At 66.6% G+C, this 25,272-nt stretch carries 17 protein-coding genes; 12 read left to right on the top strand and 5 right to left on the bottom strand.

The window, feature by feature from the left end:
• The first annotated feature begins 17 nt into the window (after positions 1–17).
• On the top strand, positions 18–1,007 hold the full coding sequence (locus RAM80_RS04065; protein ID WP_416424954.1) for a zinc-dependent alcohol dehydrogenase family protein: 990 nt from the start codon (positions 18–20) through the stop codon (positions 1,005–1,007).
• A 3-nt stretch (positions 1,008–1,010) separates the two neighbouring features.
• Here the strand turns inward: RAM80_RS04065 and RAM80_RS04060 are convergent, their stop codons facing one another.
• Together RAM80_RS04060 and RAM80_RS04055 are read right to left on the bottom strand one after the other, a co-directional pair.
• Positions 1,011–2,546, bottom strand: coding sequence for a cryptochrome/photolyase family protein (locus RAM80_RS04060; protein ID WP_416424953.1), 1,536 nt, complete (start codon positions 2,544–2,546; stop codon positions 1,011–1,013).
• Between the two features lie 180 nt (positions 2,547–2,726).
• Positions 2,727–3,614, bottom strand: coding sequence for a LysR family transcriptional regulator (locus tag RAM80_RS04055; protein ID WP_416424952.1), 888 nt, complete (start codon positions 3,612–3,614; stop codon positions 2,727–2,729).
• Between the two features lie 134 nt (positions 3,615–3,748).
• On the opposite strand from RAM80_RS04055, the gene RAM80_RS04050 reads away from it, so the two are divergent.
• The 3 genes from RAM80_RS04050 (at position 3,749) to RAM80_RS04040 (ending at position 7,643) form a co-directional block, all read left to right on the top strand.
• A complete protein-coding gene (locus tag RAM80_RS04050; protein WP_416424951.1) occupies positions 3,749–5,107 on the top strand; it encodes an MFS transporter in 1,359 nt (452 codons plus the stop codon).
• Positions 5,108–5,216: 109 nt separating this feature from the next.
• Positions 5,217–7,418, top strand: a complete 2,202-nt coding sequence (locus RAM80_RS04045; protein WP_416424950.1) for an OsmC domain/YcaO domain-containing protein — start codon at positions 5,217–5,219, stop codon at positions 7,416–7,418.
• Positions 7,419–7,433: 15 nt separating this feature from the next.
• The gene (locus RAM80_RS04040; protein WP_416424949.1) at positions 7,434–7,643 is read left to right on the top strand and encodes a hypothetical protein; all 210 of its coding nucleotides are present in this window, start codon (positions 7,434–7,436) and stop codon (positions 7,641–7,643) included.
• A gap of 406 nt (positions 7,644–8,049) precedes the next feature.
• Here the strand turns inward: RAM80_RS04040 and RAM80_RS04035 are convergent, their stop codons facing one another.
• The gene (locus RAM80_RS04035) at positions 8,050–8,343 is read right to left on the bottom strand and encodes a DUF3077 domain-containing protein (protein ID WP_416424948.1); all 294 of its coding nucleotides are present in this window, start codon (positions 8,341–8,343) and stop codon (positions 8,050–8,052) included.
• 862 nt (positions 8,344–9,205) lie between these two features.
• On the opposite strand from RAM80_RS04035, the gene RAM80_RS04030 reads away from it, so the two are divergent.
• Positions 9,206–10,321 carry a Gfo/Idh/MocA family protein gene (locus tag RAM80_RS04030; protein WP_416424947.1) on the top strand — a complete coding sequence of 372 codons (1,116 nt, stop codon included), beginning with the start codon at positions 9,206–9,208 and terminating at the stop codon, positions 10,319–10,321.
• A gap of 9 nt (positions 10,322–10,330) precedes the next feature.
• Here RAM80_RS04030 and RAM80_RS04025 read toward each other — a convergent pair whose 3' ends face one another.
• The gene (locus tag RAM80_RS04025; protein ID WP_416424946.1) at positions 10,331–11,185 is read right to left on the bottom strand and encodes a CAP domain-containing protein; all 855 of its coding nucleotides are present in this window, start codon (positions 11,183–11,185) and stop codon (positions 10,331–10,333) included.
• A gap of 164 nt (positions 11,186–11,349) precedes the next feature.
• Here RAM80_RS04025 and RAM80_RS04020 point away from each other — a divergent pair, with 164 nt between their 5' ends.
• The 3 genes from RAM80_RS04020 (at position 11,350) to katG (ending at position 15,558) form a co-directional block, all read left to right on the top strand.
• On the top strand, positions 11,350–12,204 hold the full coding sequence (locus RAM80_RS04020) for a sugar phosphate isomerase/epimerase family protein (RefSeq protein ID WP_416424945.1): 855 nt from the start codon (positions 11,350–11,352) through the stop codon (positions 12,202–12,204).
• A 111-nt stretch (positions 12,205–12,315) separates the two neighbouring features.
• The gene (locus tag RAM80_RS04015) at positions 12,316–13,071 is read left to right on the top strand and encodes a YkgJ family cysteine cluster protein (protein ID WP_416424944.1); all 756 of its coding nucleotides are present in this window, start codon (positions 12,316–12,318) and stop codon (positions 13,069–13,071) included.
• A 222-nt stretch (positions 13,072–13,293) separates the two neighbouring features.
• Complete coding sequence (katG, locus tag RAM80_RS04010) at positions 13,294–15,558, top strand: catalase/peroxidase HPI (protein ID WP_416424943.1); 2,265 nt, start codon at positions 13,294–13,296, stop codon at positions 15,556–15,558.
• A 45-nt stretch (positions 15,559–15,603) separates the two neighbouring features.
• Here the strand turns inward: katG and RAM80_RS04005 are convergent, their stop codons facing one another.
• Entirely contained in the window at positions 15,604–16,779 is a 1,176-nt protein-coding gene (locus tag RAM80_RS04005) for an AcvB/VirJ family lysyl-phosphatidylglycerol hydrolase (RefSeq protein ID WP_416424942.1), read from the bottom strand.
• 745 nt (positions 16,780–17,524) lie between these two features.
• Here RAM80_RS04005 and RAM80_RS04000 point away from each other — a divergent pair.
• From RAM80_RS04000 to RAM80_RS03985, 4 genes are read left to right on the top strand one after another with little or no spacing between them, the layout of a single operon-like run.
• Positions 17,525–19,711, top strand: a complete 2,187-nt coding sequence (locus RAM80_RS04000) for a TonB-dependent siderophore receptor (protein WP_416424941.1) — start codon at positions 17,525–17,527, stop codon at positions 19,709–19,711.
• 9 nt (positions 19,712–19,720) lie between these two features.
• Entirely contained in the window at positions 19,721–20,959 is a 1,239-nt protein-coding gene (gene fes, locus RAM80_RS03995; protein WP_416424940.1) for an enterochelin esterase, read from the top strand.
• A 34-nt stretch (positions 20,960–20,993) separates the two neighbouring features.
• Entirely contained in the window at positions 20,994–21,218 is a 225-nt protein-coding gene (locus RAM80_RS03990; protein WP_416424939.1) for an MbtH family protein, read from the top strand.
• A gap of 13 nt (positions 21,219–21,231) precedes the next feature.
• A complete protein-coding gene (locus tag RAM80_RS03985; RefSeq protein WP_416424938.1) occupies positions 21,232–25,197 on the top strand; it encodes an enterobactin synthase subunit F in 3,966 nt (1,321 codons plus the stop codon).
• Positions 25,198–25,272 lie beyond the last annotated feature (75 nt).

The following is a 25,272-nucleotide window of genomic DNA, read 5'->3' as shown; positions in this document are numbered from 1 at the left end:
CATCTGGAGTTAAGCCCATGGCACGCATTGTCAGGATTCATCAATACGGCGACGCCAGCGTCCTCGCCCTGGAAGCACTGGACGTCCCGGCGCCGGCGGCGGACGAGGTGCAGATCAACGTCAAGGCCATCGGCCTGAACCGCGCGGAAGTGATGTTCCGCAACCACGCTTATTTACAGGAAGCCGAGTTTCCCTCGCGCCTGGGCTACGAGGCGGCCGGCATTGTTGCCGCGGTGGGCAGCGCCGTAACCGACGTGGCCGTGGGCGACGCGGTCAGCCTGATTCCGCCGCTGGACATCGCCCGCTGGGGCACCTACGGCGAGGTGGCCAACGTGCCGGCGTACCTGGTGGTGAAGCACCCGGCCACCCTCAGTTTCGAGCAGGCGGCCGCTTCGTGGATGCAGTACGTCACCGCCTGGGGCGCGCTGATCGAGCAGGCAAACCTGCAGCGCGGCGACACCGTGCTGGTGACCGCCGCCTCCAGCAGCGTCGGCCTGGCCGCCCTGCAAATCGCGCGCAGGGTCGGCGCCACGGCGGTGGCCATCACCCGCACCCGCGCCAAGGCCCAGGCGCTGCTGGACGCCGGCGCGGCCCAGGTGATTGTCAGCGATGAAGAAGACATCGTCACGCGGGTCATGGCCCTGACCGGCGGCGAGGGCGCCCGTGTGGTGTTCGACCCCATCGGCGGCCCCGGTTTCGAGGCGCTGACCCAGAGCATGGCCCGCGGCGGCATCCTCCTCGAATACGGTGCCCTGAGCCCCGAGCCGACGCCGTTCCCGCTGTTCACCGTGCTGGGCAAGAGCCTGACGCTCAAGGGTTACCTGTACGCGGAAATTGTCAGCGACCCGGCGGCGCTGGCCCGCGCCAAGGCCTTTATCCTCGCCGGGCTGGCATCGGGTGAGCTGGCGCCGATCATCGCCAAGACCTTCACCCTGGACGAGATCCAGCAGGCGCACCGTTACCTGGAAGCCAACCAGCAGGTGGGCAAGGTGGTCGTCAGCGTTTAAACCCTACAGCTGCTGGCCGGCATCCAGCCGGGCCAGCAGCGTCTGCCCGCGGTCCCACAGCGCCAGCTGTTTCTCCTCGGTCATCCGCGCCAGGTTCTTGTAGACCATGGCCATGCGTGGGTTGTGGCCCAGGCGGTCGCGGTGGCGGATCACGAAATGCCAGTACAGCGCGTTGAACGGGCAGGCGTCCTCGGTGGTGCTCTCGCTGACCTTGTACGCGCAGTCGCCGCAGTAGTTGGACATGCGCTTGATGTACTGGCCGCTGGCGCAGTAGGGCTTGGAGCCCAGGTAGCCGCCGTCGGCGTGCATCACCATGCCCAGGGTGTTGGGCAGTTCCACCCACTCGAACGCGTCCATGTAGATGGCCAGGTACCACTCGCAGATCTCGCTGGGGGTGATGCCCGCCAGCAGGGCGAAGTTGCCGGTGACCATCAGCCGCTGGATATGGTGGGCGTAGGCGTGGGTGAGGCTCTGGCCGATGGCCTGGCGCATGCAGTGCATGCGGGTGTCGGCGGTCCAGTAGAACTCCGGCAGCGAGCGGCTGTTGCCGAACAGGTTGCCCTGGGCGTACTCGGGCATCTGCAGCCAGTACACGCCGCGCACGTATTCGCGCCAGCCGATCAACTGGCGAATGAAACCCTCGGCGGCGTTCAGCGGCACGCTGCCGGCCCAGTAGGCGGCTTCGACGTCGCTGCACAGCTGGCGCAGGTCGAGCAGGCCGATGTTCAGCGCCGCGCTGATGCGCGCGTGGAACAGGTACGGCTCATTGCTGGCCATGGCGTCCTGATAGTCGCCGAACGCGGCCAGGCCAAAGTCGAGGAAGTGCGCCCAGAGCGCCTGCGCCTCGGCGTGGGTCACCGGGTAGTCGAAGCTGGCCAGGCTGCCGTAATGGCTGGCGAAGCGCCGCGCCACCAGGGCGATGACCTCGTCGGTGATGGCGTCGCGGGGCACGTGCAGCGGGTAGGGCGCCACCACCTTTTTCGGCAGCGGCTTGCGGTTGTCCTCGTCGAAATTCCACGCGCCGCCCACCGGGCTGCCGTCGCCGTTGAGCAGCAGCCGGCTCTTGCGGCGCATCTCGCGGTAGAAGAACTCCATGCGCAGCTGCTGCTTGCCCTTGGCCCAGCGGCGGAACTCGTCGCGGCTGCACAGGAAGCGGCTGTCGCTGTGCCACTGAATGGGCAGGCCACAGTCACGCATCGACTGTTCCAGGCGCCAGTCGCCGCATTCGGTGACGTGCACCTCGGCGGCCTGGGTCAGCGCCTGCCAGCGCAGCAGTTCGCCGGGTATCGAGCCGCTGTTGTCGGGGTCTTCCAGGTGCACGTACTGCACCGTGAAACCGCGCTGGCGCAAGGCGTCGGCGAAGTGGCGCATGGCGCTGAACACCAGGGCGATTTTCTGCGGGTGGTGGGGGACGTGGGTGGCTTCCTCCATGACTTCCACCAGCAGGATGCAGTCGTGCCGGGGGTCGATGCCCTGCAGCGAGGGCAGGTCGAAGGACAGCTGGTCGCCCATTACCAGGCAGAGGCGGCGGGTGGTCATGGTGGTGGTCGCTGGTTGAAAGCCTATACCAATATAGATTTTTGTATAGGTTGTGTATAGCTATTGCTGTGCTTTACCCGATGCTCCGTGGGGCAGGACGCAGCCTGTGGGAGCTGGCTTGCCAGCGAGCTGTTGGGGCCATAAAAGCTCGCTGGCAAGCCAGCTCCCACAAGGTGGGTATCACGGGCTGGCGAAGTAGGTTGCGGCCATGCGCAGGAACGGCCCCACCGCCGGGTTGGCGTTGTCGCGGCGCACCACCATGTACACCTCGGCGTGGGGCTGGGTGCCTTGCAGCGGCCGGAACTGCAGGTGCCCCAGGTACAGCTCGCGCGCCGCCGCCGGCACGATGGCCAGGCCCAGGCCGGCTTTCACCAGGCCCAGGATCGAGTGGGTCTGGCCCAGGAAGTAGCGATAGTCGGGGCACACCCCGGCCAGGCTGAACAGCCCGGCGATGCGGTCGTAGAAATAGCCGCCTTCGTCCTGGGAATACATCACGAACGGATGGCGGTCGAGGTCGGCGAGGGCGATCTCGGCCTGGGCCGCCAACGGGTGGCGCTCGGGCAGCGCCACCAGCAGCGGTTCCTGGCTGATCAGCTGGTAGTCGATACCGGGGCGGGCGGCGGCGCGGCGCACGAAACCGATGTCAATCATGCCGGCTTCCAGCGCCTCCATCTGCGCGCCGGAGACCATCTCGCGCAGGTCCACGCCAACGTTGGGCAGCACCTGGGTGGCGTGCTCCAGCAACTGCGGGATCAGCCGGTAGCCGCTCACCGCGGTGAAGCCCAGCAGCAGCTGGCCCAGCTCGCCGTGCTCCAGGCGCCGGGCGCTGTCGGCGGCCTGCTCGGTGTAGGCCAGCACATGGCGGGCGTCGCGCAGGAAGTGCTGGCCGGCGGTGGTCAGCTTGACCTGGCGGTTGCCACGGTCGAACAACGTCACCCCCAGCGAGCGCTCCAGCAGCTGGATCTGCCGGCTCAGCGGCGGCTGGGTCATGAACAGGCGCTGGGCGGCGCGGCCGAAGTGCAGCTCCTCGGCCACCATGACAAAACAACGCAGTTGGTGCAGTTCCACGATTCAATTCTTGTATGGGTCGATTCAGTCTCTATGTTAGACGCGCATCGATGAATTTCCTACCCTGAAGCCACCCCGTTCCTACCGCTCTATTCCAACAATAAAGCTTCCCACCGAGGAGGCCGGAGAGACCCATGAACGTCAAGACCGCTTCGTTGGCAACCCCCATTGCCGAGGCCAGGGTGGGCCGCCGCCGCTTCGTCATCCTCTCGCTGATTTTCATCGTCACCGTGCTCAACTACGCCGACCGCGCCACCATGTCCATCGCCGGCACCGGCGTGGTCAAGGACCTGGGCCTGGACCCGGTGATGCTGGGCATGATCTTCTCAGCGTTCGCCTGGGCCTACGCCCTGGGGCAGATTCCCGGCGGCTGGCTGCTGGACAAGTTCGGCGCGCGCCGGGTGTACGGCTGCAGCCTGTTGCTGTGGTCGCTGTTCACCATGATGCAGGGCACCGTGGGGTGGTTCGGCGTGGTCGGTTCCAGCGCCGCCATCACCCTGTTCGGCATGCGTTTCATGCTGGGCCTGGTGGAGTCACCGGCGTTCCCGGCCAACAACCGCATCGTTTCCTGCTGGTTCCCCACCAGTGAGCGGGGCACCGCCTCGGCGCTGTTCAACTCGGCGCAGTACATGGCCGTGGTGGTGTTCGCGCCGCTGATGGCCTGGCTGACCCACGCCCTGGGCTGGGAACACGTGTTCCTGTGGATGGGCGCGCTGGGCCTGGTGGCCACGGTGTGCTGGTTCCTGCTGTACCGCGAGCCCCACAGCGACCCGCACCTGAGCCGCGCCGAGCTGGACTACATGCGCGAAGGCGGCGCGCTGGTGGACCTGGAAGCCACGCGCAAGGCCAGCAAGCCGAAATTCACCTTCGCCGAAGTGGCGCAGCTGTTCACCAACCGCGCCCTGTGGGCCATCTACCTGGGCCAGTACTGCATCACCGCGCTGACGTATTTCTTCATCACCTGGTTCCCCATCTACCTGATCAAGGGCCGCGGCCTGACCATCATGGAAGCCGGCTGGGTGGCGGCATTGCCGGCCATCTGCGGCTTCTCCGGCGGCGTGCTGGGCGGGGTGGTGTCGGACTACCTGATTCGCCGTGGCATGCACCCTTCCACCGCGCGCAAGACGCCGTTCGTGATCGGCATGACCCTGGCCGCCAGCCTGGTGTCGGCCAACTTCGTCGACGCCAACTGGCTGGTGATCGCGCTGATGGCCCTGGCTTTCTTCGGCAAGGGCCTGGCGGCGGTGGGCTGGGCGGTGCTGTCGGACACCGCGCCCAAGGGCATGGTCGGCCTGAGCGGCGGGGTGTTCAACGGTATCGGCAACATCGCCGGCATCGTCACCCCGGTGGTGATCGGCTTCGTGGTGGCGTCCACCGGCTCGTTCGACAAGGCCCTGTGGTTCGTGGCGGCCCACGGCGTGCTGGGTATCTTCGCCTACGTGGTGCTGGCCGGGCGCTTTGAGCGGGTGGAGATCCGCCCGCCGCAGGCGTGACGAAAAAGCGATGAAGCGGGGCGGGGGACGGGGATTGGCCAAGACTTTTGCCGTGGAACACCGGATAATGCGGGCCATATTGTATCGCTCGTAATTATGGTAATTCCGCATGGAAATCAAGGTCAACTTTCTCGACAACCTCCGTCTCGAAGCCAAGTTCGATGACTTCACGGTGGTGGCCGACCAACCCATCCGCTACAAGGGCGACGGCTCGGCCCCCGGCCCGTTCGACTACTTCCTGGCGTCGTCGGCGTTGTGCGCGGCCTATTTCGTGAAGTTGTACTGCGAAACCCGCAACATCCCCACCGACAACATTCGCCTGTCGCAGAACAACATTGTCGACCCGGAAAACCGCTACAACCAGATCTTCAAGATCCAGGTCGAGCTGCCCGCCGACATCTCCGCCAAGGACCGCCAGGGCATCCTGCGTTCCATCGACCGCTGCACGGTGAAGAAGGTGGTGCAGACCGGCCCCGAGTTCATCATCGAGGAAGTCGAGAACCTCGACGCCGACGCCCAGGCCCTGCTGATGCTGGACGCCTCGGCGCAGACCAGCACCTACATCGCCGGCAAGGACCTGCCGCTGGAGCAGACCATCGCCAACATGTCCGGCATCCTCGCCGGCCTGGGCATGAAGATCGAAATCGCCTCGTGGCGCAACATCGTGCCCAACGTCTGGTCGCTGCACATCCGCGACGCGCAGTCGCCACTGTGCTTCACCAACGGCAAGGGCTCCACCAAGGAAAGCGCGCTGGCCTCGGCCCTGGGCGAGTTCATCGAGCGCCTGAACTGCAACTTCTTCTACAACGACCAGTTCTGGGGCCAGGACATCGCCAACGCGCCGTTCGTGCATTACCCCAACGAGCGCTGGTTCCAGCCCGGCCGCAAGGACGCGCTGCCCAAGGAAATCCTCGACGAGCACTGCCTGGCCATCTACAACGCCGACGGTGAGCTGCGCGGCTCGCACCTGTACGACACCAACTCGGGCAACATCGAGCGCGGCATCTGCTCGCTGCCGTACGTGCGCCAGTCGGACGGCGAGACGGTGTACTTCCCGTCCAACCTGATCGAGAACCTGTTCCTGAGCAACGGCATGAGCGCCGGCAACACCCTGGCCGAAGCCCAGGTGCAGTGCCTGTCGGAGATCTTCGAGCGCGCGGTGAAACGCGAGATCCTCGAAGGCGAGCTGGCGCTGCCGGACGTGCCCCAGGAGGTGCTGGCCAAGTACCCGGGCATCGTCGCCGGCATCGAGGGCCTCGAGGCCCAGGGCTTCCCGGTGCTGGTCAAGGACGCGTCCCTGGGCGGTGAATTCCCGGTGATGTGCGTGACCCTGATGAACCCGCGCACCGGCGGCGTCTTCGCCTCCTTCGGCGCCCACCCAAGCCTGGAAGTGGCGGTGGAGCGCAGCCTCACCGAACTGCTGCAAGGCCGCAGCTTCGAAGGCCTGAACGACCTGCCGCAGCCGACCTTCGAAAGCCACGCGGTGATGGAGCCGAACAACTTCGTCGAGCATTTCATCGATTCGAGCGGCGTGGTGTCGTGGCGCTTCTTCAGCGCCAAGTCCGACTTCGAATTCGTCGAGTGGGACTTCTCCGGCCAGGGCGAAAACTCCAACGAGGAAGAGGCCGCCACCCTGTTCGGCATCCTCGAAGGCCTGGGCAAGGAAGTGTACATGGCCGTCTACGACGACCTCGGCGCCACCGCCTGCCGCATCCTGGTGCCCGGTTATTCCGAGATCTACCCGGTGGAAGACCTGATCTGGGACAACACCAACAAGGCGCTGTTCTTCCGCGAAGACATCCTCAACCTGCACCAGCAGGATGACGACGGCCTGCGCGACCTGGTGGGGCTGCTGGAAGAAAGCGAGCTGGATGACTACACCGACATCAAGACCCTGATCGGCATCGAATTCGATGAAAACACCGCCTGGGGCCAGCTGACCATCCTGGAACTGAAGCTGCTGATCCACCTGGCGCTGAAGAACTTCGAAGAAGCCAAGGAACTGGTGGAAACCTTCCTGCAGTTCAACGACAACACCGTCGAGCGCGGGCTGTTCTACCAGGCCGTGAACGTGGTGCTGGAAGTGGAGATGGACAGCGACCTGGCGCTGGAAGACTACGAAGTGAACTTCCGTCGCATGTTCGGCAACGAGCGCATGGACGCGGTCATCGGCACGGTCAACGGCAGCGTGCGCTTCCATGGCCTGGCCCCCACCAACATGCAGCTCGAAGGCCTGGACCGTCACCTGCGCCTGGTGGAAAGCTACAAGAAACTGCACGCGGCGCGCGCCAAAGCCGCCGGCATTCTGTAAAGACAAGGAAATACCGTGAAGCAACGCATCGTCGAAGAAATCGCCCAGCACCGTCGTGATGGCGAAAAAGTGGTAGAGCTGCACCTGTGGTCCAAGGCCGCCGCCGACGCGGTCACCAAGGCCAAGGAATACGTGGACGGCGAGTTCATGGGCATCCCCGTGCAGCTGCCCCAGGATGGCGTGAACATCCCGGGCATGGACTTCATCGTCATCGTCGAGGGGTGATGCGGCCCGTAGCAGCTGCCGCAGGCTGCGTCGCTGGCAACGCCGCCCCATCAGGCCATGGCACGGTGCAACAGATGCAGCAGCACCTGTCTTGAAATGGCGTCGTCTGCATCGCGACTAAAGTCGGCTCCTACCGCGTTCGTGGTAGGAGCCGGCCTTGGCCGCGATGCAGGCAACGCGATCCAAGCGGTACACGCATTCGCGTAGCAGCTGCCGCAGGCTGCGTCGCGCCGCGGGCGGCGCTCGATCTCGAGCGCGCCGCCTAACCCAAGACAAGCACCTGCAAACCACCCCGCAACCCGCGTAGCCGCTGCCGCCAGGCTGCGCTGGCCTCGGCGTGCGCTGAAGATTTCCCGTGTACGCAAGGCCCGACGCAGCCTGCGGCAGCTGCTACGTCCATACCGCGTTACCGAGCGCTGCGTTCGTGCTCGGCCAAGCCATTGATCAGCGCATCTGCAAGACCTTTCGCCGTTTCAATCTGATGCAACGCCGACCACACGAGCCCTCGTTGTGGCAAGTCGCTGTCGGTGAGTTCGTAAGCGGCTTCGTGCGCGGATTTGAGCAACTGGGAGATTTGCACCAAGGTGTCTTCCAGCGAGATGCCAGCGCGTACAAGGTAGAAGGGTTGGTCCTGGGCGTCGCACGCGCCGAAAGGGGTAGCGGTGGTGGTGGGCAAGCGGCTGGGGATTTCGAAATTCATGTCATTTCCTATTCCATCATGGATAAACCCCTCGCTACCAAACGAAAGGAGGTGGCAATACGCAGGTTGGTAGACCGGGGAAATGATCCGGCGCACGCGAACGTGCCCTACGCATGCCACCATAACGGGGCGCTGCGTAATTTCCTTCGGGCTACCACACCCGGCTGCTGAGGATTCAACAACCGGCGCAGATTAGTACCGCTGCCCGGGGCCCACAACCTTACCCGAGCAAATCAGAATCGTCCTACGCTTGGTCCTACAGACGTATGTCAAAACAATACGGTTCCGGGCAGCAACGGTGGCAACGTCGATCCAGCGGGCTCAGCTTGGGACGGTGCAAAAATGTAGCACCGGCCATCAGGCCGGGTCGCGCCGCGCGGGCGGCGCTCGATCGCCAGCGCGCCGCCTAACCCAAGACAAGCACCTGCAAGCCACCCCACAACCCGCGTAGCCGCTGCCGCCAGGCTGCGCTGGCCCTGGCGTGCGCTGGAGATTTCCCGTGTACACAAGGCCCAGCGCGGCCTGGCGGCAGCGGCTACGCGGATTGTTGTGGATCTGATAGGCATGTCGGATGATCGCGTGATGGCTCTGGGGGGCATGCCTTGAGGCTTCTGGCGCGCTTGAGATCGAGCGCCGCCCGCGCGGCGCTTCGGGGGTAGAACCCCCTCCCACGTTTGTTGCACCGTGCCATGGCCTGACAGATAGGCGTTGCCAGCCTTGTTTGATTGCCTGATGGGTTTGTGTTGCAAGCCTGGGGTGTACGCCAAGGGAACGGGTTAAAAATAAAAATTCCGTCCTTGATTAAACAGAATTTATATTCCATAACTAGCTCATCCCAAAAACAACAACAGGCACCCCTCACATGCGCGAACTCGGCATCGGTCTCATTGGCACAGGCTTCATGGGGCGTGCCCACGCCCTGGCGTTTCGCAATGTCAGCGCAGCGTTCGAGCTGCCCGTTTCCCTGCGCCTGGCCGCGCTGGCCGACGCCGACCCGCAGCGGGCCAGCCAGTGCGCGCAGGCCTGGGGCTTTGCCACGGCGCACAGCGATTGGCAAAAACTCATCGATGACCCGGCGGTGAACGTCGTCGCCATCACCACCCCCAATCATCTGCATTTCCCCATGGCCATGGCCGCGCTGGCGGCGGGCAAGGCGGTGTATTGCGAGAAACCGCTGGCGGTCAGCCTGGAGCAGGCCGAGCAGATGCACCAGGCCGCCAAGGCTGCCGGGGTGGTGACGCGGGTGGGCTACAACTACCAGCACAACCCCATGATCGAATGGGCGCGGCAGATGGTGCGCGACGGCGAGCTGGGGCAGATCATCAGCTTCGACGGCGAGTTCTGCGAAGACTTCATGGCCGACGGCCAAGCCCCCTGGTCGTGGCGCTGTGAAGCGCAGCACGCCGGCGGCGCCCTGGCCGACCTGGGCAGCCACCTGCTGGCCATGGCCCGCTACCTGCTCGGTGACGTGCAGGCAGTGTGCGCCGACAGCCAGACCGTGCACCGCCAGCGCCCGGTGCAGGCCGGCAGCGCTGAACTCAAGCCCATCGTCGTCGATGACCATACCCAGGCCTTGTTGCGCTTCGCCAACGGCGCGCGCGGCACGGTCAGCAGTAGCTGGCTCAAGCACGGCTACAAGAACCACCTCAGTTTCGAAATCAGCGGCACCCTGGGCACCCTGAAGTTCGACCAGGAACGCCTGAATGAACTGCAACTGTGCCGCGCCGGCCAGGCCGGTTTCCAGCGGCTGCTGGCAGGCCCGGCGCTGCCAGGCTACGCAGCGTTCAGCCCGGCGCCGGGCCATCAGTTGGGTTACAACGAACTCAAGACCCTCGAAGTGCACGCGCTGATCATGGCGCTGGCCGGGGAAGGGCAGGTGGGCACCGACTTCGCCGAGGCGCTGGCGGTGGAGCGCCTGGCCGCCGCCATTCGCGTGGCGGCCCGTGAACAGCGCTGGGTGCAGGTGCAGTCGGTGTAGCGCCAGGCGTTATTGCTGGCTGCCGAACATTCCGGTCCAGTAGATACCCGCGTCGCTCTTAGGGTCGGTGGCGTAGGCGGCGCCCAGGTCACGGAACTGCGGGTTCATCAGGTTGGCGCAGTGGCCCGGGCTGGCCAGCCAGCCGGCCACCACCTTGCGCACGCTGTCCTGGCCGGCGGCGATGTTCTCGCCCAGCGCCTGGGCGCTGTAGCCGGCCAGCTCGGCGCGGTCGCCGGGGGTGTGGCCGTCGCGGTCCAGGTGGTCGAAGTAGTTGCGGTTGGCCATGTCCTGGGCGTGCGCCTGGGCCGCGCCGGCCAGGGTGGCGTTCCAGGCCAGGGGCGGCGCCGGGTTGAACGCCTGGGCGCCGCAGGTATGGGCCTGGGCACGGGCGCTGTTGATCTGCGCCAGCAGCTTCTGGCCCTCGGCGGGCGAGTCGCCCAGGCCGCCGGCCAGCAACGGCCGCGCCACCACGATGCGCCAGTCGCGACCCTCGTGGCTCACGCCAATATCGATGAACTGCGGGTCGAGCACCACCTTGCAGAAGCTTTCCTGCACCGCCGCCATGGCCGCTGGCGCGTCGCGCGGGCCCGACAGGCTGATGGCCTGCACGCTGACCATGGGGTAGCCGGCGCGGGCCATGGCGTCGCGCAGGTCGCCGCCGCCGCTGGCAGGCAGTACCAGCCGTGGGTCCTGGTTCAGGGGCGGCAGCTCATGGGACGCCTGGCCGTCGCAACGTTGCACCTGGCCACGAAACTGGTTGATCGAGTCCATGAGCAGCGACTCGTCACTGGCAGCGGCGTGGGCAGCCAGCGTCAGGCCCAGGGACAGGGTGGCCAGGCGCAGGGCAGGTGACAAAGCGGGCATGGTGTTCTCCATGGTCAAGCAGCAATAGACGATTCTAGCGTAACCGCAAGTCGAGACTGAGTGGTCGTTTACCGCACATTTTTAAACAAAGAATGAAGAATGGAATTGGAATTTCATTCCACTTTGGCGCATGTTCAGTGTCCAGAACAATAAGGAGCGCCCTGATGAAAGTCGCCATCGATTCCTACTGCTATCACCGTTTCTTCGGCGAAGTCTATCCAGACCTCGAAACCGACCCCGGGGTTCGCATGAACCTCGCAGATTTCATCCAGCGTGCGCAAAACCACGAGGTACAAGGGGTTTCCATCGAGTCGTTCATGCTGACCGACGCCTCGCCCCGGGCGCTGGCCAGCCTGGGGCAACAGCTTCGGCACGCGGGGCAGGAGCTGGTCTGGGCCTGGGGCCACCCCCATGGGCTGGGCTCGGGCAGTCGCCCTGAAGCACTGGCTGACCTCAAGGCCCACGTCGATATCGCCCGCACCCTGGGCGCACGCGTCATGCGCATCTGCGCCGGCGGGCGGCGCACCCGGCCCGCTTCGTGGGCCGAGCACAAGGCCGGCTTGATCCCGCTGCTCGAAGCCGCCGCCGATTACGCCGGGGCGCGGGGCGTGACCCTGGCCATGGAGAACCACGTCGACCTGCACGCGCCGGAAATCCTGGAACTGCTGGCCGCGGTAGCCAACCCGGCCCTGGGCGTGTGCCTGGACACCGCCAACAACCTGCGCCTGTTTGATGACCCGCAGCGGGTGATCGAGCAACTGGCGCCCCACGCCAAGGCCACCCACCTCAAGGATATCTGCGCCTGGCGTGGTAGCCCGCGGGAGTTCGGTTTCTGGCCCAGCGTGCCGTTGGGGCAGGGGCTGATCGACATCCCACGGACCCTGGCGGTGCTGCGCGACCACGGCTTCGACGGCCTGCTGGCGCTGGAGCTGGATTTCCTCCACCCCGACCATGGCCCGGAGGAAGCGGCCATCACCCGCAGCCTGGCCTACCTGCGCGAGGCGCTGGCCGGGCTGTAGGCGCGGTGACCGATGAAACCAACTCAGCAGTGCATAAAGGGAGTTTCATTAACGCAATCGTGTCAGGTGTGTATGCTTTGCGACACAATTGTCTGGATCGTGCCCACCTGTATGACCTTGCCTGCCCCAACCCCTGTACACCCGCCCTTTCACTGCGTGGGGTGTGGCGCCTGCTGCAAGGGCCGCTTCATCCCCCTGACCCTGGACGAGGCCCGCCACTGGCTGCGCCGCGGCCATGACGTGGCGGTGCTGCTGGAAGCGTTCGAGCAGGGCACCTGGCCGCAGTCGGCCGAGGCCTACGCCTACAACGTGCGCCGCGCCACGCCGGTCGAATGTGGCGGCCAGACCCTGCAGGTGACGGCCATTTTCGCCGGCCAGGCCATCCCGCGCTGCCCCAACCTGCGCGAGGACGACCTGTGCGGCATCTACGCCGAACGCCCGCAGGTGTGCCGCATCTACCCCATGGAGATCAACCCGTTCATTGAGCTGCGCACCGGCGACAAGGACTGCCCGCCACCGGCCTGGGCACCGGAAGGCCTGCTGGCCACTGACGGCGACGCCGAGCTGAACCGCGCCATCGAGCATTCGCGCCAGGCCGACCGCGCCGACGCGGCGCGCAAGGTCGCCGCCTGTGTGGCGCTGGGCCTGACCACGGCGGCCTGGAAGGGCAATGGCCTGGCCATTTATTTCCCCGCCCGCGAGGCGTTGCAGCGTGCCCTTGATGCGCTGGATACCCCGGCCACGGTACCCGCGACGGGTAGCTGGCAGGTGCGTGCGCAGGCGCCCCAGTTGCGCACACGGTTGGCTGGCATGGGTGTCGCCCTGGATGACCGCGAAACGGTCGACTACCTGTTCCACCCGGTGTGAGAGCGCGGCTCTATCGCCCCCCAAGACCCAGGCTATTAGCCCTAACGCCCACACCCGTCTAGGCTGTCTCTACCGCCGTCGCCCGTCGACCGGCCGGAACCTGATAGGGAGATAATAATGAGCCAGGTGGCCCCGCCAACCCGTTGATCGTCAGCGCTTTTCCCATTCACCTGGCCAGCACCTCATGTCATTGATTTACATCGACAATAAGGTAAAGCAATCATGGCAAACGAATCGAAATGCCCGTTCAACCACGCCGCCGGCGGCGGCACCACCAACCGTGACTGGTGGCCCAACCAACTGAACCTGAAAATCCTCCACCAGCACACCGTCAAGTCCGACCCCATGGGCGATGGCTTCGACTACGCCAAGGAGTTCAAGAGCCTGGACTTCGCCGCGGTGAAGCAGGACCTGCTGGCGGTGATGACCAACTCCCAAGAGTGGTGGCCGGCCGACTTCGGCCACTACGGCCCGCTGTTCATCCGCATGGCCTGGCACAGCGCCGGCACCTACCGCACCGGTGACGGCCGCGGCGGCGCGGGGGCCGGGCAGCAACGCTTCGCACCGCTCAACAGCTGGCCCGACAACGTCAGCCTGGACAAGGCGCGCCGGCTGATCTGGCCGGTGAAACAGAAGTACGGGCGCAAGATCTCCTGGGCCGACCTGATCGTGCTCACCGGCAACGTCGCCCTCGAATCCATGGGCTTCAAGACCTTCGGCTTCTCCGGCGGCCGCGCCGACGTGTGGGAACCGGACGAGGACGTGTACTGGGGCAACGAGAAAACCTGGCTGGGCGGCGACGTGCGCTACGGCAACGAACAGCAGAAAGCCCAGCCGCCCGGCGACGGCACCCTGGTGGCCGAGCCCGACCTGCACGGCAGCGAAAGCAGCCGCACCGACGGTGGCCGCCACCTGGAAAACCCCCTGGCCGCGGTGCAGATGGGCCTGATCTACGTCAACCCCGAAGGCCCGGACGGGCAGCCTGACCCGGTCAAGTCAGGCATCGATATCCGCGAGACCTTCGGCCGCATGGCCATGAACGACGAGGAAACCGTGGCGCTGATCGCCGGTGGCCACGCCTTCGGCAAGACCCACGGCGCCGGCCCCGCCGACAACGTCGGGCCCGAGCCCGAAGCTGCCGGCCTGGAAGAGCAGGGCCTGGGCTGGCGCAACAGTTTCCGCAGCGGCAAGGGCGGCGACACTATTACCAGCGGCCTGGAAGTGACCTGGACCTCCACCCCCACCAAGTGGAGCAACGAATACCTGGAAAACCTCTTCGGCTTCGAGTGGGAGCTGACCAAGAGCCCGGCCGGCGCCCACCAGTGGACGCCGAAAAACGGCGCTGGCGCCGGCAAGATCCCCGACGCCCACGACCCCAGCAAACGCCGCGCGCCGACCATGCTGACCTCGGACCTGGCGCTGCGCTTCGACCCTGTCTACGAACCCATCGCCCGCCGTTTCCTGGCCAACCCCGACCAGCTCAGCGACGCCTTCGCCCGTGCCTGGTTCAAGCTCACCCACCGCGACATGGGCCCGCTGGCCCGCTACCTGGGCCCGGAAACGCCCAGCGAAGAGTTGCTGTGGCAAGACCCGCTGCCAGCTGTTAACCACGCGCTGGTCGACGACAACGACGTGGCCGCACTGAAAGCCAAGGTGCTGGCCTCGGGCCTGAGCGTTGCACAGCTGGTGTCCACCGCCTGGGCGGCGGCGTCCACCTTCCGCGGTTCGGACAAACGCGGCGGCGCCAACGGCGGCCGCCTGCGCCTGGCGCCGCAAAAGGACTGGGAAGCCAACCAGCCGCAGCAGCTGGCCAAGGTGCTGGGCACCCTGGAAGGTATCCAGCGTGACTTCAACAGCGCGGCGGCGGGGGGCAAGCAGGTATCCCTGGCCGACCTGATCGTGCTGGCCGGCAACGCCGGTGTCGAGCAGGCGGCGAAAAACGCCGGCCACAGCGTCACCGTGCCGTTCCGGCCGGGCCGCGTGGACGCGTCCCAGGCGCAGACCGACGTCGAATCGTTCGGCTTCCTGGAGCCCATCGCCGATGGCTTCCGCAACTACCTCAAGGGCAAATACCGGGTATCGGCCGAGCACCTGCTGGTGGACAAGGCGCAACTGCTGACCCTCACCGGCCCCGAACTGACCGTGCTGCTGGGCGGCCTGCGGGTGCTGGGCGCCAACGTCGGCGAGAGCAAGCACGGGGTCTTCACCCAGCGGCCGGGGACGTTGACCAACGACTTCTTCGTCAACCTGCTGGACATGGGCGTGGAGTGGCGGCCGCTGTCGGCCGACAACGACACCTTCGAGGCCCGCGACCGCAAGACCGGCGCGGTGAAATGGACCGGCACCCGGGTCGACCTGGTGTTCGGCTCCCACGCGCAGCTGCGCGCCTACGCGGAAGTCTACGGCAGCGCGGATGCGCAGCAGCAGTTCGTCGGCGACTTCGTGGCGGCCTGGGACAAGGTCATGAACCTCGACCGTTTCGACTGACGGTGCAGCGCTGCGACGGCTCCCATGGAGCCGTCGCAGCGCAGTTCATGGGCGGTTGATAACGCCCAGCAGTTTCCCCGAGACGGTCTCGTAATCGTCGTTGAAATGATGGTTGCCGGCGAACGCCATCACATTGCCGACGATACTGGTGTCGGTGCAGCCGCTCTTGCGGCTTTCGTCCGTGCCGTACAGGCAGGTGACCTTGTCGGCGGGCAGTTTGGCTATTTCAGGGCCGGTGGCATATCGGCCGACGTCCTTGCCCATGATGCCTTCTATGTGAATTTCAAAGTTGGTCTGGCGCGCCAGCGACAGCAGGATAATGTTGCCCACGGCCTCCTGGTCGGCAACCGGCAGGCGGTTATACAGGGCCGGCATCACATCGGCGCCAAACGAATAACCAATCAGCACGAAACGCTTGATGCCCCAGGCCTGGCGATAATGCTGCATGATTTCCGCCAGGTCCGTGGCCGCCAGTTCGGCGGGCTTGGTGTCCCAGAAGTACTCCAGGCTGTCGACGCCCACCACCGAGATGCCGCTATCGCCAAACTTCTCCGAGACGTATTTGTCCAGCCCGCGCCAACCCCCATCCCCCGAGTAGAAGATGGCCAAGGTGCCGCTTGGCGTGTGTGCCGGCAGCTCGATCAGCGGGAAGCGCTTGAAGTCCTTGCCCTGCACCACGCCCAGCAGCTTGCGCAGGGTGTCGAGGGTGGCCGCCGAGGCGGTGGTGCCATCGACGTCGAGGGCAATGGTGGTCACGCCTTCCTGTTGGGCGGGCGCCTGCCAGGCTTGCGCCAGCGCCCCCAGCTCGTTGATGCCGATGACCACCTTGAGATCGGCCGCGAACGGCTGCAGCTGCTTGGCAAATTCGGCGCTGGAGGCCTGGCCGCCAGCCGTGGGCAAGTGCAGCTCGACGATGTTGGCGGTGGCATCGAAGCTCAGCTTTCTCAATGCCTTTGCGTCAAGTTCCAGGCCTGTGGGCGTGGCGATGACGATCGTCTTCGACGCACCTTTTGCCGCAAAGCGGGTGAGCGTAGCGGCGTTCCCCAGCTCCTGTTGGGTGACGACCGGCAACAGCTGCGGGCGCAGCGCCCTGCGTGCCTTGCGTTCCGCCACGCAGTGGGTGTGGATCATGGGTGTTGCGACCAGCGTGACGATAAAGAGGGTGAGGCTGATCATCGCTCGGTATTTGTTCTTGCGCGACGACAGTATTCCAATGCTCATGGTACGAAGTGCTCGGGGTAATGCTGTTTGCTGGAATTATTATCAGGTAGGCATATGGGTTATGGGGCAGGCGTGATCACCCTCGACGCGGTTGGTTCGAGGGCGGCAAAGATGGCACAGGTAATGGCCAAAAGCCATTAGCTTGCTTGGTATTCCCTGACTCGTCTTGTCACCGCAGCTACGCTTCCTTTTCCCTTCCCAGGCGCCGCGATCAACGCGTTGCGCGCGCCTCTGTAGCAGCCGCCGCAGGCGGCGTCCGGGCCCTACGCGGTGTGCCAGGTGACGCGGCCTGCGGCCGCTGCTACGCAACCGCCGCGCTCAGCGGGTTGCGCACGAGGTGACGACAGGCCGGCGGTATTGGTCCTGATACGCACCCACCACCCCCCGCGCACCACGCGGCCTCGCCGCGTAACCCATCTACGTCAATGTAACAATCAAGAAATACTACCAATTGCGTTTGCGATTGTTATTGAGAGTTATTACCATCAACGCGCCGCACCATGCCGCACCTCGTTTCACAGCGCCTCACCAGGCGCGGGTAACCGCCCCCGACGCTTCGCCCAATCGTCTCGCTCACGCCTGCAAAAGCCTGGCCGGCAGACGTTTGCCCAGAAAAAGTGGCGGGGGCCACTGGCGAAGCGGGGCAGGGCGGGTACCTGAGGGCTGCATGACGCGGCATCACAAAGGCTGCGCCCGGGGCGCAGGAAAAAGACATCTGTCGAACAGATCATGCAAAGGAAGTGGTATGAACGGAAGTAAACGTAGCGGTGCCCTGCGACGCACCCATGGGTTGGTACTGGTTGGCCTGCTGGCGCCATTCCCGCTCAGTGCCCTGGCCGAGACCGTTGCCCAGCCCCAGGCCCAGGCCAGCGCGCCGCTGGAGCTGGACACCCTGACCATCGAGGGCAACAAGCTCTACGACATGCCACCGTCCGAACAGACCGGCGGCTACACCGTGCAGGGCGCCACCGTGGGCACCAAGACCCCGGCACCGCTCAAGGACATTCCGCAATCCATTTCCACCTACACCAGCGAGTACATCAAGGACCGCAAGTTCGTCCACCTCGATGACCTGGCCAAGTACACCGCCGGCCTGCGCGTGCTGACCAACGACAGCGGTCGCTCGTCCATCTACTCGCGCGGCTACGAGTACGACGAATACCAGATCGACGGCCTGCCGGCGCCCATGACCAGCATCTTCGGCACCGTGCCGTCGCTGGTCGCCTACGACCGCGTGGAAGTGATGCGCGGCCCGGCCGGCCTGTTCAGCAGCACCAGCGAGCTGGGCGGCATCGTCAACATGGTGCGCAAGCGCCCCACCGCCGACTTCCAGGGCAGCGTCGAGGCCAGCTACGGCACCTTCGACACCAACCACGAGCAGGTCGACGTCTCTGGCCCACTGGATTCCGAAGGTCGCGTGCGGGGCCGCTTCATCGCCTCGCGTGACGCCAGCAACGGCATGGTCGACTACAACGCCAGCGACAGCGAAACCTACTACGGCGCCCTCGACATCGACCTCGACGACGCCACCCAGCTGTCGTTCGGCCTGAACCACGAAGTGAAGAACATCACGCCCAACAACGGCTACCCGACCGACACCAAGGGCAACCTGCTGGACTTCAGCCGCTCCAAGTTCCTGGGCGCCGACTGGAACTACTTCGACGGCAAGACCACCGACTTCACCGCCGAGCTGACCCACCACTTCGACAACGGCGGCAACGGCCGCGTTGCCCTGCGCACCTCGGACCGCGACGCCGACTACCTGTACGCCTTCACCCGCAGTGGCGTGTCCAGCACCGGCACCGCCACCGAAGGCTACACCGGCCGCGAGTTCACCGAGAACACCGTGTCCATGGACGCCAGCTACAGCCAGCCGTTCGAGGCCATGGGCAACGTCAGCGAGTTCGTGGTGGGCACCGACTACAAGAACTACCACAACTACTACAAGAACGCCGCCGGCACCCTGGGCACCATTAACGTCAACAGCTACGACCCGACGTCGTTCGCCAAGCCGACCGATATCTACGCCAGCAGCACCGCCACCAAGGTCGGCACCCAGTCCGAAGAGTATGGCCTGTACTCCAAGCTGACCTTCCGCCCCATCGCCGACCTGGCGCTGATCGGCGGTGCGCGCCTGAGCTACTACAAGGGCAGTGGCTACACCACCACCCTCAAGACCGGCGCGCAGACCGACTACGACCAGACCATCAGCGCCCACGTCACCCCGTACGGCGGCGCGGTGTACGACCTGGACGCCAACAACTCGCTGTATTTCAGCTACTCCCAGGTGTACAAGCCGCAGACCGAGACCAACCAGGCCGGCAACGTGCTCAAGCCGCGCACCGGCGAGCAGTATGAAGCCGGTATCAAGGGCAGCTACTTCGGCGGCGACCTGAACACCCGCGTCTCGGTGTTCCAGCTGACCGACAAGAACCGTGCGACCACCCCCGAGGATGATCCGACCGCGACCTATGACGTAGCGTCCGGCAAGACCCGCATCCGCGGCGCCGAGTTCGAAGTCAGCGGCAAGCTGCTGCCCAACTGGGACGTGCTGGCCGGCTACACCTACATGGACACCCAGGTGCTCAGCGGCGACGCGGTCAGCACCTTCCAGACCATGCCCAAGCACTCCGCCTCGCTGTGGAACAAGTACACCGTCGCCAGCGGCCCACTGGAAGGCCTGGCCATCGGCAGCGGCGTGACCGCCATGAGCGACTTCTACATGACCACCAGCACCTACACCGTGGCCGCGCCTGGCTACGCCACCGTGGATGCCAAGTTGTCCTACCCGATCACCAAGAAACTCACCGCGACCCTGGACGGTACCAACCTGCTGAACCGCGACTACTACTCGCGCGTCGGCTCGGCGGCCACCTTCAACTTCCTCGGCCAGTCCCGCGCCTTCAGCGTCGGCGCCCGGTACGAGTTCTAAGAGGTCCCCATGGACAAGCTCCTGGCACGCAAGGACCTGGGCAGCGAGTCGTGGTGGCAGGCGCTGGCCGAGCAGGGTACCCCCCTGGTCGGCCCGGCGCAGGCCGGGGAGCACGCCGTGACCTTCGTCTGGCGTGACCCCCGCGGCACGGCCGCGACGTCGGCTACCCGACGCGTCTGGATCAACATCACCGGTCTCACCGACCACCACCGCCAATGCGCGCCGCAAAGCCTGGCGCGCATCGACGGCACCGACATCTGGCTGTGGCAGACGCGCATCGACGCGAACTGGCGCGGCAGCTACAGCTTCATGCCCTGCGACGACGACCGCGATTTCGATGCCATCGACGCCCACGGCAACCCCGATTTGAACGCGCTGCGCCCCTGGTGGCGGGCCATGTTCCCGCGCGCGCAGCACGATCCCCTGAACCCCATGCGGCCCTGGACCGGCGGCCGCGGCCTGGGCGTGTCCGGCCTGCACATGCCGCAGGCGCCCGCGCACCCGGCCTGGCTGGCGGTGGACGCCGGCCAGGCGCCGGCCGCCAGCCTCCAGCAATACCACTGGCACAGCCCGCGCCTGGGCAACAGCCGCCGGGTGTGGCTGCTGAGCACCGGCCGCGACCAGGACCCCAGCCGGCCCCTGGCCGTGCTGCTGGACGGCGCCTTCTGGACCGCCAGCCTGCCCCTGGCCGAGCCGCTGCAGGCGCTGACCGCCAACGGCACGTTGCCGGGTGCGGTGTACCTGTTCGTCGACAGCATCGACACCGCCCACCGCAGCGCCGAACTGGCCTGCAACCCGGCCTTCTGGGAAGCCCTGCAGGAAGAATTGCTGCCGCAGGTGATGAACTGGCAGGCCCACTCGCCGAACCCCGCCACCACCGTGGTCGCCGGGCAGAGCTTCGGCGGCCTGGCGGCGCTGTACGCCGGCCTGCAGTGGCCCCGGCGCTTTGGCTGCGTGCTGGCCCAGTCCGGCTCGTTCTGGTGGCCCCGCGATGACCTTTCGCGGCAGTTGCCCCAGCGCGTCGACGCCGGGCTTGGCCACGGCCAGCCACTGAAACTGTTTATCGAAGCCGGGCTGCGCGAACCGGTGATCCACCGCGCCAACCAACGCATGGTGCAAGCGCTGCGCGATGCAGGCCTTGCCCCGCAGTATCGCGTGGTCAACGGCGGCCACGATGCCCTGTGCTGGCGCCAGGGCCTGCTCGATGGCCTGGTGGCACTGTGGGCCGACTTTTGCGCGGCGGGTTGAACCGCCGCGACCCTCTCACGACAAGGAACATTCCGTGGAGCAACTCAACCCTTTCGACGACCCGCAACAGGGCTGTCACGTGCTGATCAACGACCAGGGCCAGCACAGCCTGTGGCCGGACTTCTGCGCCGTGCCACCGGGCTGGACCATCGTCCACGGCCCCGCCAGCCGCGAAGCCTGCGGGCAGTGGCTGGAACTGCACTGGCGCGACCTGCGTCCCGCTTCCCTGCGCCGCGCCCTGGGCGCCAACGCTTCCTGAACCGGAGTCACGGATGAACCTGTCAAACCCCGCACCTGTGACCCCCCTGGTCGCTACCCGCCACGAAATGCCCCTGGTGGCTGCCCAGCCGGGCATCTGGATGGCCGACCAACTGTCGCCGCACCACAACGCCTACGCCGTGGCCCACTACGTGGAACTGGCCGGCGCGCTGGACAGCGACCTGCTGCTGCAAGCCATCGAGGCGGGCCTGGCCGAGGTCGATACCCTGCACCTGCACGTCGCCGAGCGCGACGGCCAGCCGCTGCAATGGTTCGACTTCAGCCGCGCCCCGGCACGCCCCACCTGCGCCGACCTGCGCGGCGCGGCCGACCCGGCGGCCGCCGCACTGGCGTGGATGCGCCAGGACCTGCAGGGCGACCTGCGCGTGGCCAGCAGTGGGCTTGAGTGCGTGAACCGGCTGATGCAGGTAGGCGAGGGCCGCTGGTTCTGGTACCAGCGCTATCATCACCTGGCCGTGGACGGCTACAGCTTCGCCGCCATTACCCGGCGCATCGCCGAACACTACAACGCCCTGCGCCGTGGCGAGGCCGCCGGCCCCACGCCGTTCACCCCGTTCAGCCAGGTGGTGGCCGAGTACCAGGCCTACCGCCAGGGCGCGACGTGCGAGCGCGACGCGCAGTTCTGGCGGGAGAAAGGCCGGCAGCTGCCGCCGCCGGCCACCTTGTCGAGCCAGCCGCTGGGCGGCCAGAGCGCCAGCAGCCGCGTGCTGCGCCACACCCTGAGCTTTGACACCCAGGCCTTCGACCGCCTGATGGCCGACCAGCCGGCCGCCATCAGCCGCGCCGACATGGCCCTGGCCCTGGTCAACCTGTGGCTGTCGCGCCTCAGCGGCCAGGACGCCTTCACCGCCGGTTTCATCTTCATGCGCCGCATGGGCTCGGCCGCCGCCAGCGCCAGTGGCGCGGTGATCAACGTACTGCCCATGCAGGTCAGGGTCGAGCCCCAGGCCACCCTGGCGGAGCTGGCGCAGAGCATCGCCGCCGAGCTCAAGCGCCTGCGCAAGCACCAGCGCTACGACGCCGAACAGATCCAGCGCGACCTGGGCCGCATCGGCGACGCCGAGCCGCTGTACGGCGTGGTGCAGAACCTCAAGCTGTTCGACTTTGCCCTGGACCTGGACGGCATCGCCGGCGTCACCCACACCCTGGCCTCGGGCCCGGTGCGCGACCTGGAGGTGGCGCTGTTCCTCACCCCGCGCGGCGAGCTGTCGCTGGAGCTGCTGGCCAACGCCGAGCGCTACGACGACGCCACCCTGGCCCGCCACCTGCGCCGCCTGAGCCTGTTGATGACGCAGTTCGGCACCAACCCGCAGCTGCGCTGCGAAGCCGCCAACCTGCTGGACATCCAGGACCTGGCGCTGCTGGCCCGCGCCAACGCCACCGAGCAGCCGCTGACCGACGACACCCTGGTCAGCCTGATGGCCGCCCAGGCGCTGCTGACGCCCGACGCGCCGGCGCTGTCGGACGCCCGCTACCAATTCGATTACCAGCAGGTGCGCGAACAGGTGCAGGCCCTGGCCCAACGGCTGGTGACCCAGGGCGTGGAGCCTGGCGATATCGTCGCCGTGGCCTTGCCGCGCTCGGTGTTCCTGTCCCTGGCGTTGATGGCCATCCTGGAGGTGGGCGCCGCCTACCTGCCGCTGGACACCGGCTACCCCGACGACCGCCTGCAGCTGATGCTGGAGGACGCCGCGCCGCGCCTGATCATCACCGACACCGCCCAGGCCGCGCGCTTCGCCGGCGTGGCCAGCTGCCCGGCGCTGCTGCTGGAAGCGCCGCTGCAGCTGGACCCGCACGGCCCGCTGCAGTTCGCCCAGCCGACGCCCGAGCACGCCGCCTACATCATCTACACCTCCGGCTCCACCGGCCGGCCCAAGGGCGTGATCGTCGGCCACCAGGCCATCGTCAACCGCCTGCTGTGGATGCAGCACCAGTACCCCCTGGGCAGCACCGACGTGGTGCTGCAGAAGACCCCGTGCAGCTTTGACGTGTCGGTGTGGGAGTTCTTCTGGCCGCTGATCACCGGCGCGCGCCTGCACATGGCGCCGCCCGAGGCGCACCGTGACCCGGAAGCGCTGCAGCGGCTGTTCAGCGAGCAGGGCGTGACCACCACGCACTTCGTGCCCTCGATGCTCGCGGCGTTCGTCAGTGCCTTGAACGACGACGCCGCCATCGCCCATTGCCGCAGCCTGCGCCAGGTGTTCTGCAGCGGCGAGGCGCTACCGACCGATCTGTCGCAATTGTGGCAGCGCCGCACTGGCGTGCCGCTGCACAACCTCTACGGCCCCACCGAAGCGGCCGTCGACGTCAGCTGGTACCCGGCCCACGGTGACACCCTGGCCGGCGTGCAGGGCGCCAGCGTGCCCATCGGTTTCCCGGTGTGGAACACCGGCCTGCGCATCCTCGACCGGCGCCTGCGCATGGTGCCGCCTGGCGTTGCCGGCGACCTGTACCTGACCGGCGTGCAACTGGCCCACGCCTACCTGGGCCGCGCCGACCTGACGGCCAGCCGCTTCGTCGCCGACCCCTACGGCAACGGCGGGCGCATGTACCGCACCGGCGACGTGGCGCGCTGGCTGGACAACGGCGCGGTGGAATACCTGGGCCGCAGCGACGACCAATTGAAGATTCGCGGCCAGCGCATCGAGCTGAGCGAAATCGACCACGCGCTGCTGGCCTTGCCGGGCGTCGAGCAGGCCGTGACCCACGCCCGGGTGCTGGGCGAGGCCCCGGTGGGCGGTGGCGATGCGCGCCAACTGGTGGGCTATGTGATCGCCCAGGGCAGCCGCGAGCTGGACCTGGTTGCCCTGCGCATGGCCCTGGTGGACCGCCTGCCGGCGCACATGGTACCGGTGGCCTTGGTGCAGTTGGATGAGTTCCCGCTGGGCGCCACCGGCAAGCTCGACCGCAAGGCGTTGCCGTTGCCGCAGGCCAGCGCCAAGGCCTGCGGGCGCGCCCCGGCCGAAGGCCTGGAAACGCAGATCGCCGGGGCTTTCGCCCGGGTGTTGGAGCGCGACGGCGTCAACGCCGAGGACGACTTCTTCGCCTTGGGCGGCCATTCCTTGTTGGCCATGAGCCTGGCCGCCACCTTGCGTCGCGAACTGCAGCGGCCGGTGGCGGTGGGGCAGGTGATGATCGCCTCCACCGTGGAGCGCCTGGCCCAGCTGCTGGCCAGCGAGCAGAGCGAAGACGAAACCCGCCGGGCCGGTTTCGAGAGCGTGCTGCCACTGCGCCAGGGCAACGGCCCGACGCTGTTCTGCTTCCACCCGGCCTCGGGTTTTGCCTGGCAGTTCAGCGTGCTGCAGCGCTACATCGACCCGCACTGGTCGCTGGTGGGTATCCAGTCGCCGCGCGGCAATGGCCCGCTGCACAGCTGCGCCAACCTCGACGCTGCCTGCGATGCGCACCTGCTCACTGTGCGCGCCTTGCAGCCCCATGGCCCGTACCACTTTGCCGGCTATTCGTTGGGCGGCACCCTGGCCCAGGGCGTGGCCGCGCGGTTGCAGGCAGAGGGCGAGCAGGTGGCCTTCCTGGGCCTGCTCGACACCTACCCGCCGGAGACCCAGAACTGGGACGAACGCCAGGGCCGCAACGTGCTCAAGCAGGAGGTGCTGGACGAGGTCAACCGCGAGCGCGAGCTGTTCCTGGCGGCCCAGCAGGGCCTGCAGGATGCGGCGATGGCGGCAGGCGGTGGCGGCATGTTCGACGACATCGAAGCCAACTACGCCGACTCCGTGCGCCTGCTGGCCACGGCGCGCAGCTCGGCCTATAGCGGCGAGGCAACCTTGTTCGTGGCCGAGAAGACCCTGCCCGAAGGTATGGACGTGCAGCAGACCTGGGGGCCGTTCGTGGGCAGCCTCAAGGTGCACCGCCTGCCGTGCGCGCACGTGGACATCATCTCGCCGGCCTCGATGGCGCAGGTGGGGCCGTTGATCAACCGGGCGTTGAAGGGGTTGTGATGGTGGGAAGGTGCCTGTCTTTGTTTTTGTAGCGGTCTTGAGATCGAGCGCCGCCCGCGCGGCGCATCGCCGCCT

It is taken from the genome of Pseudomonas sp. App30 (assembly GCF_047947025.1).
GTDB lineage: Bacteria > Pseudomonadota > Gammaproteobacteria > Pseudomonadales > Pseudomonadaceae > Aquipseudomonas.
Note: the sequence above shows the minus strand (reverse complement) of the source record. Positions and strands in the feature narration are given on the sequence as shown.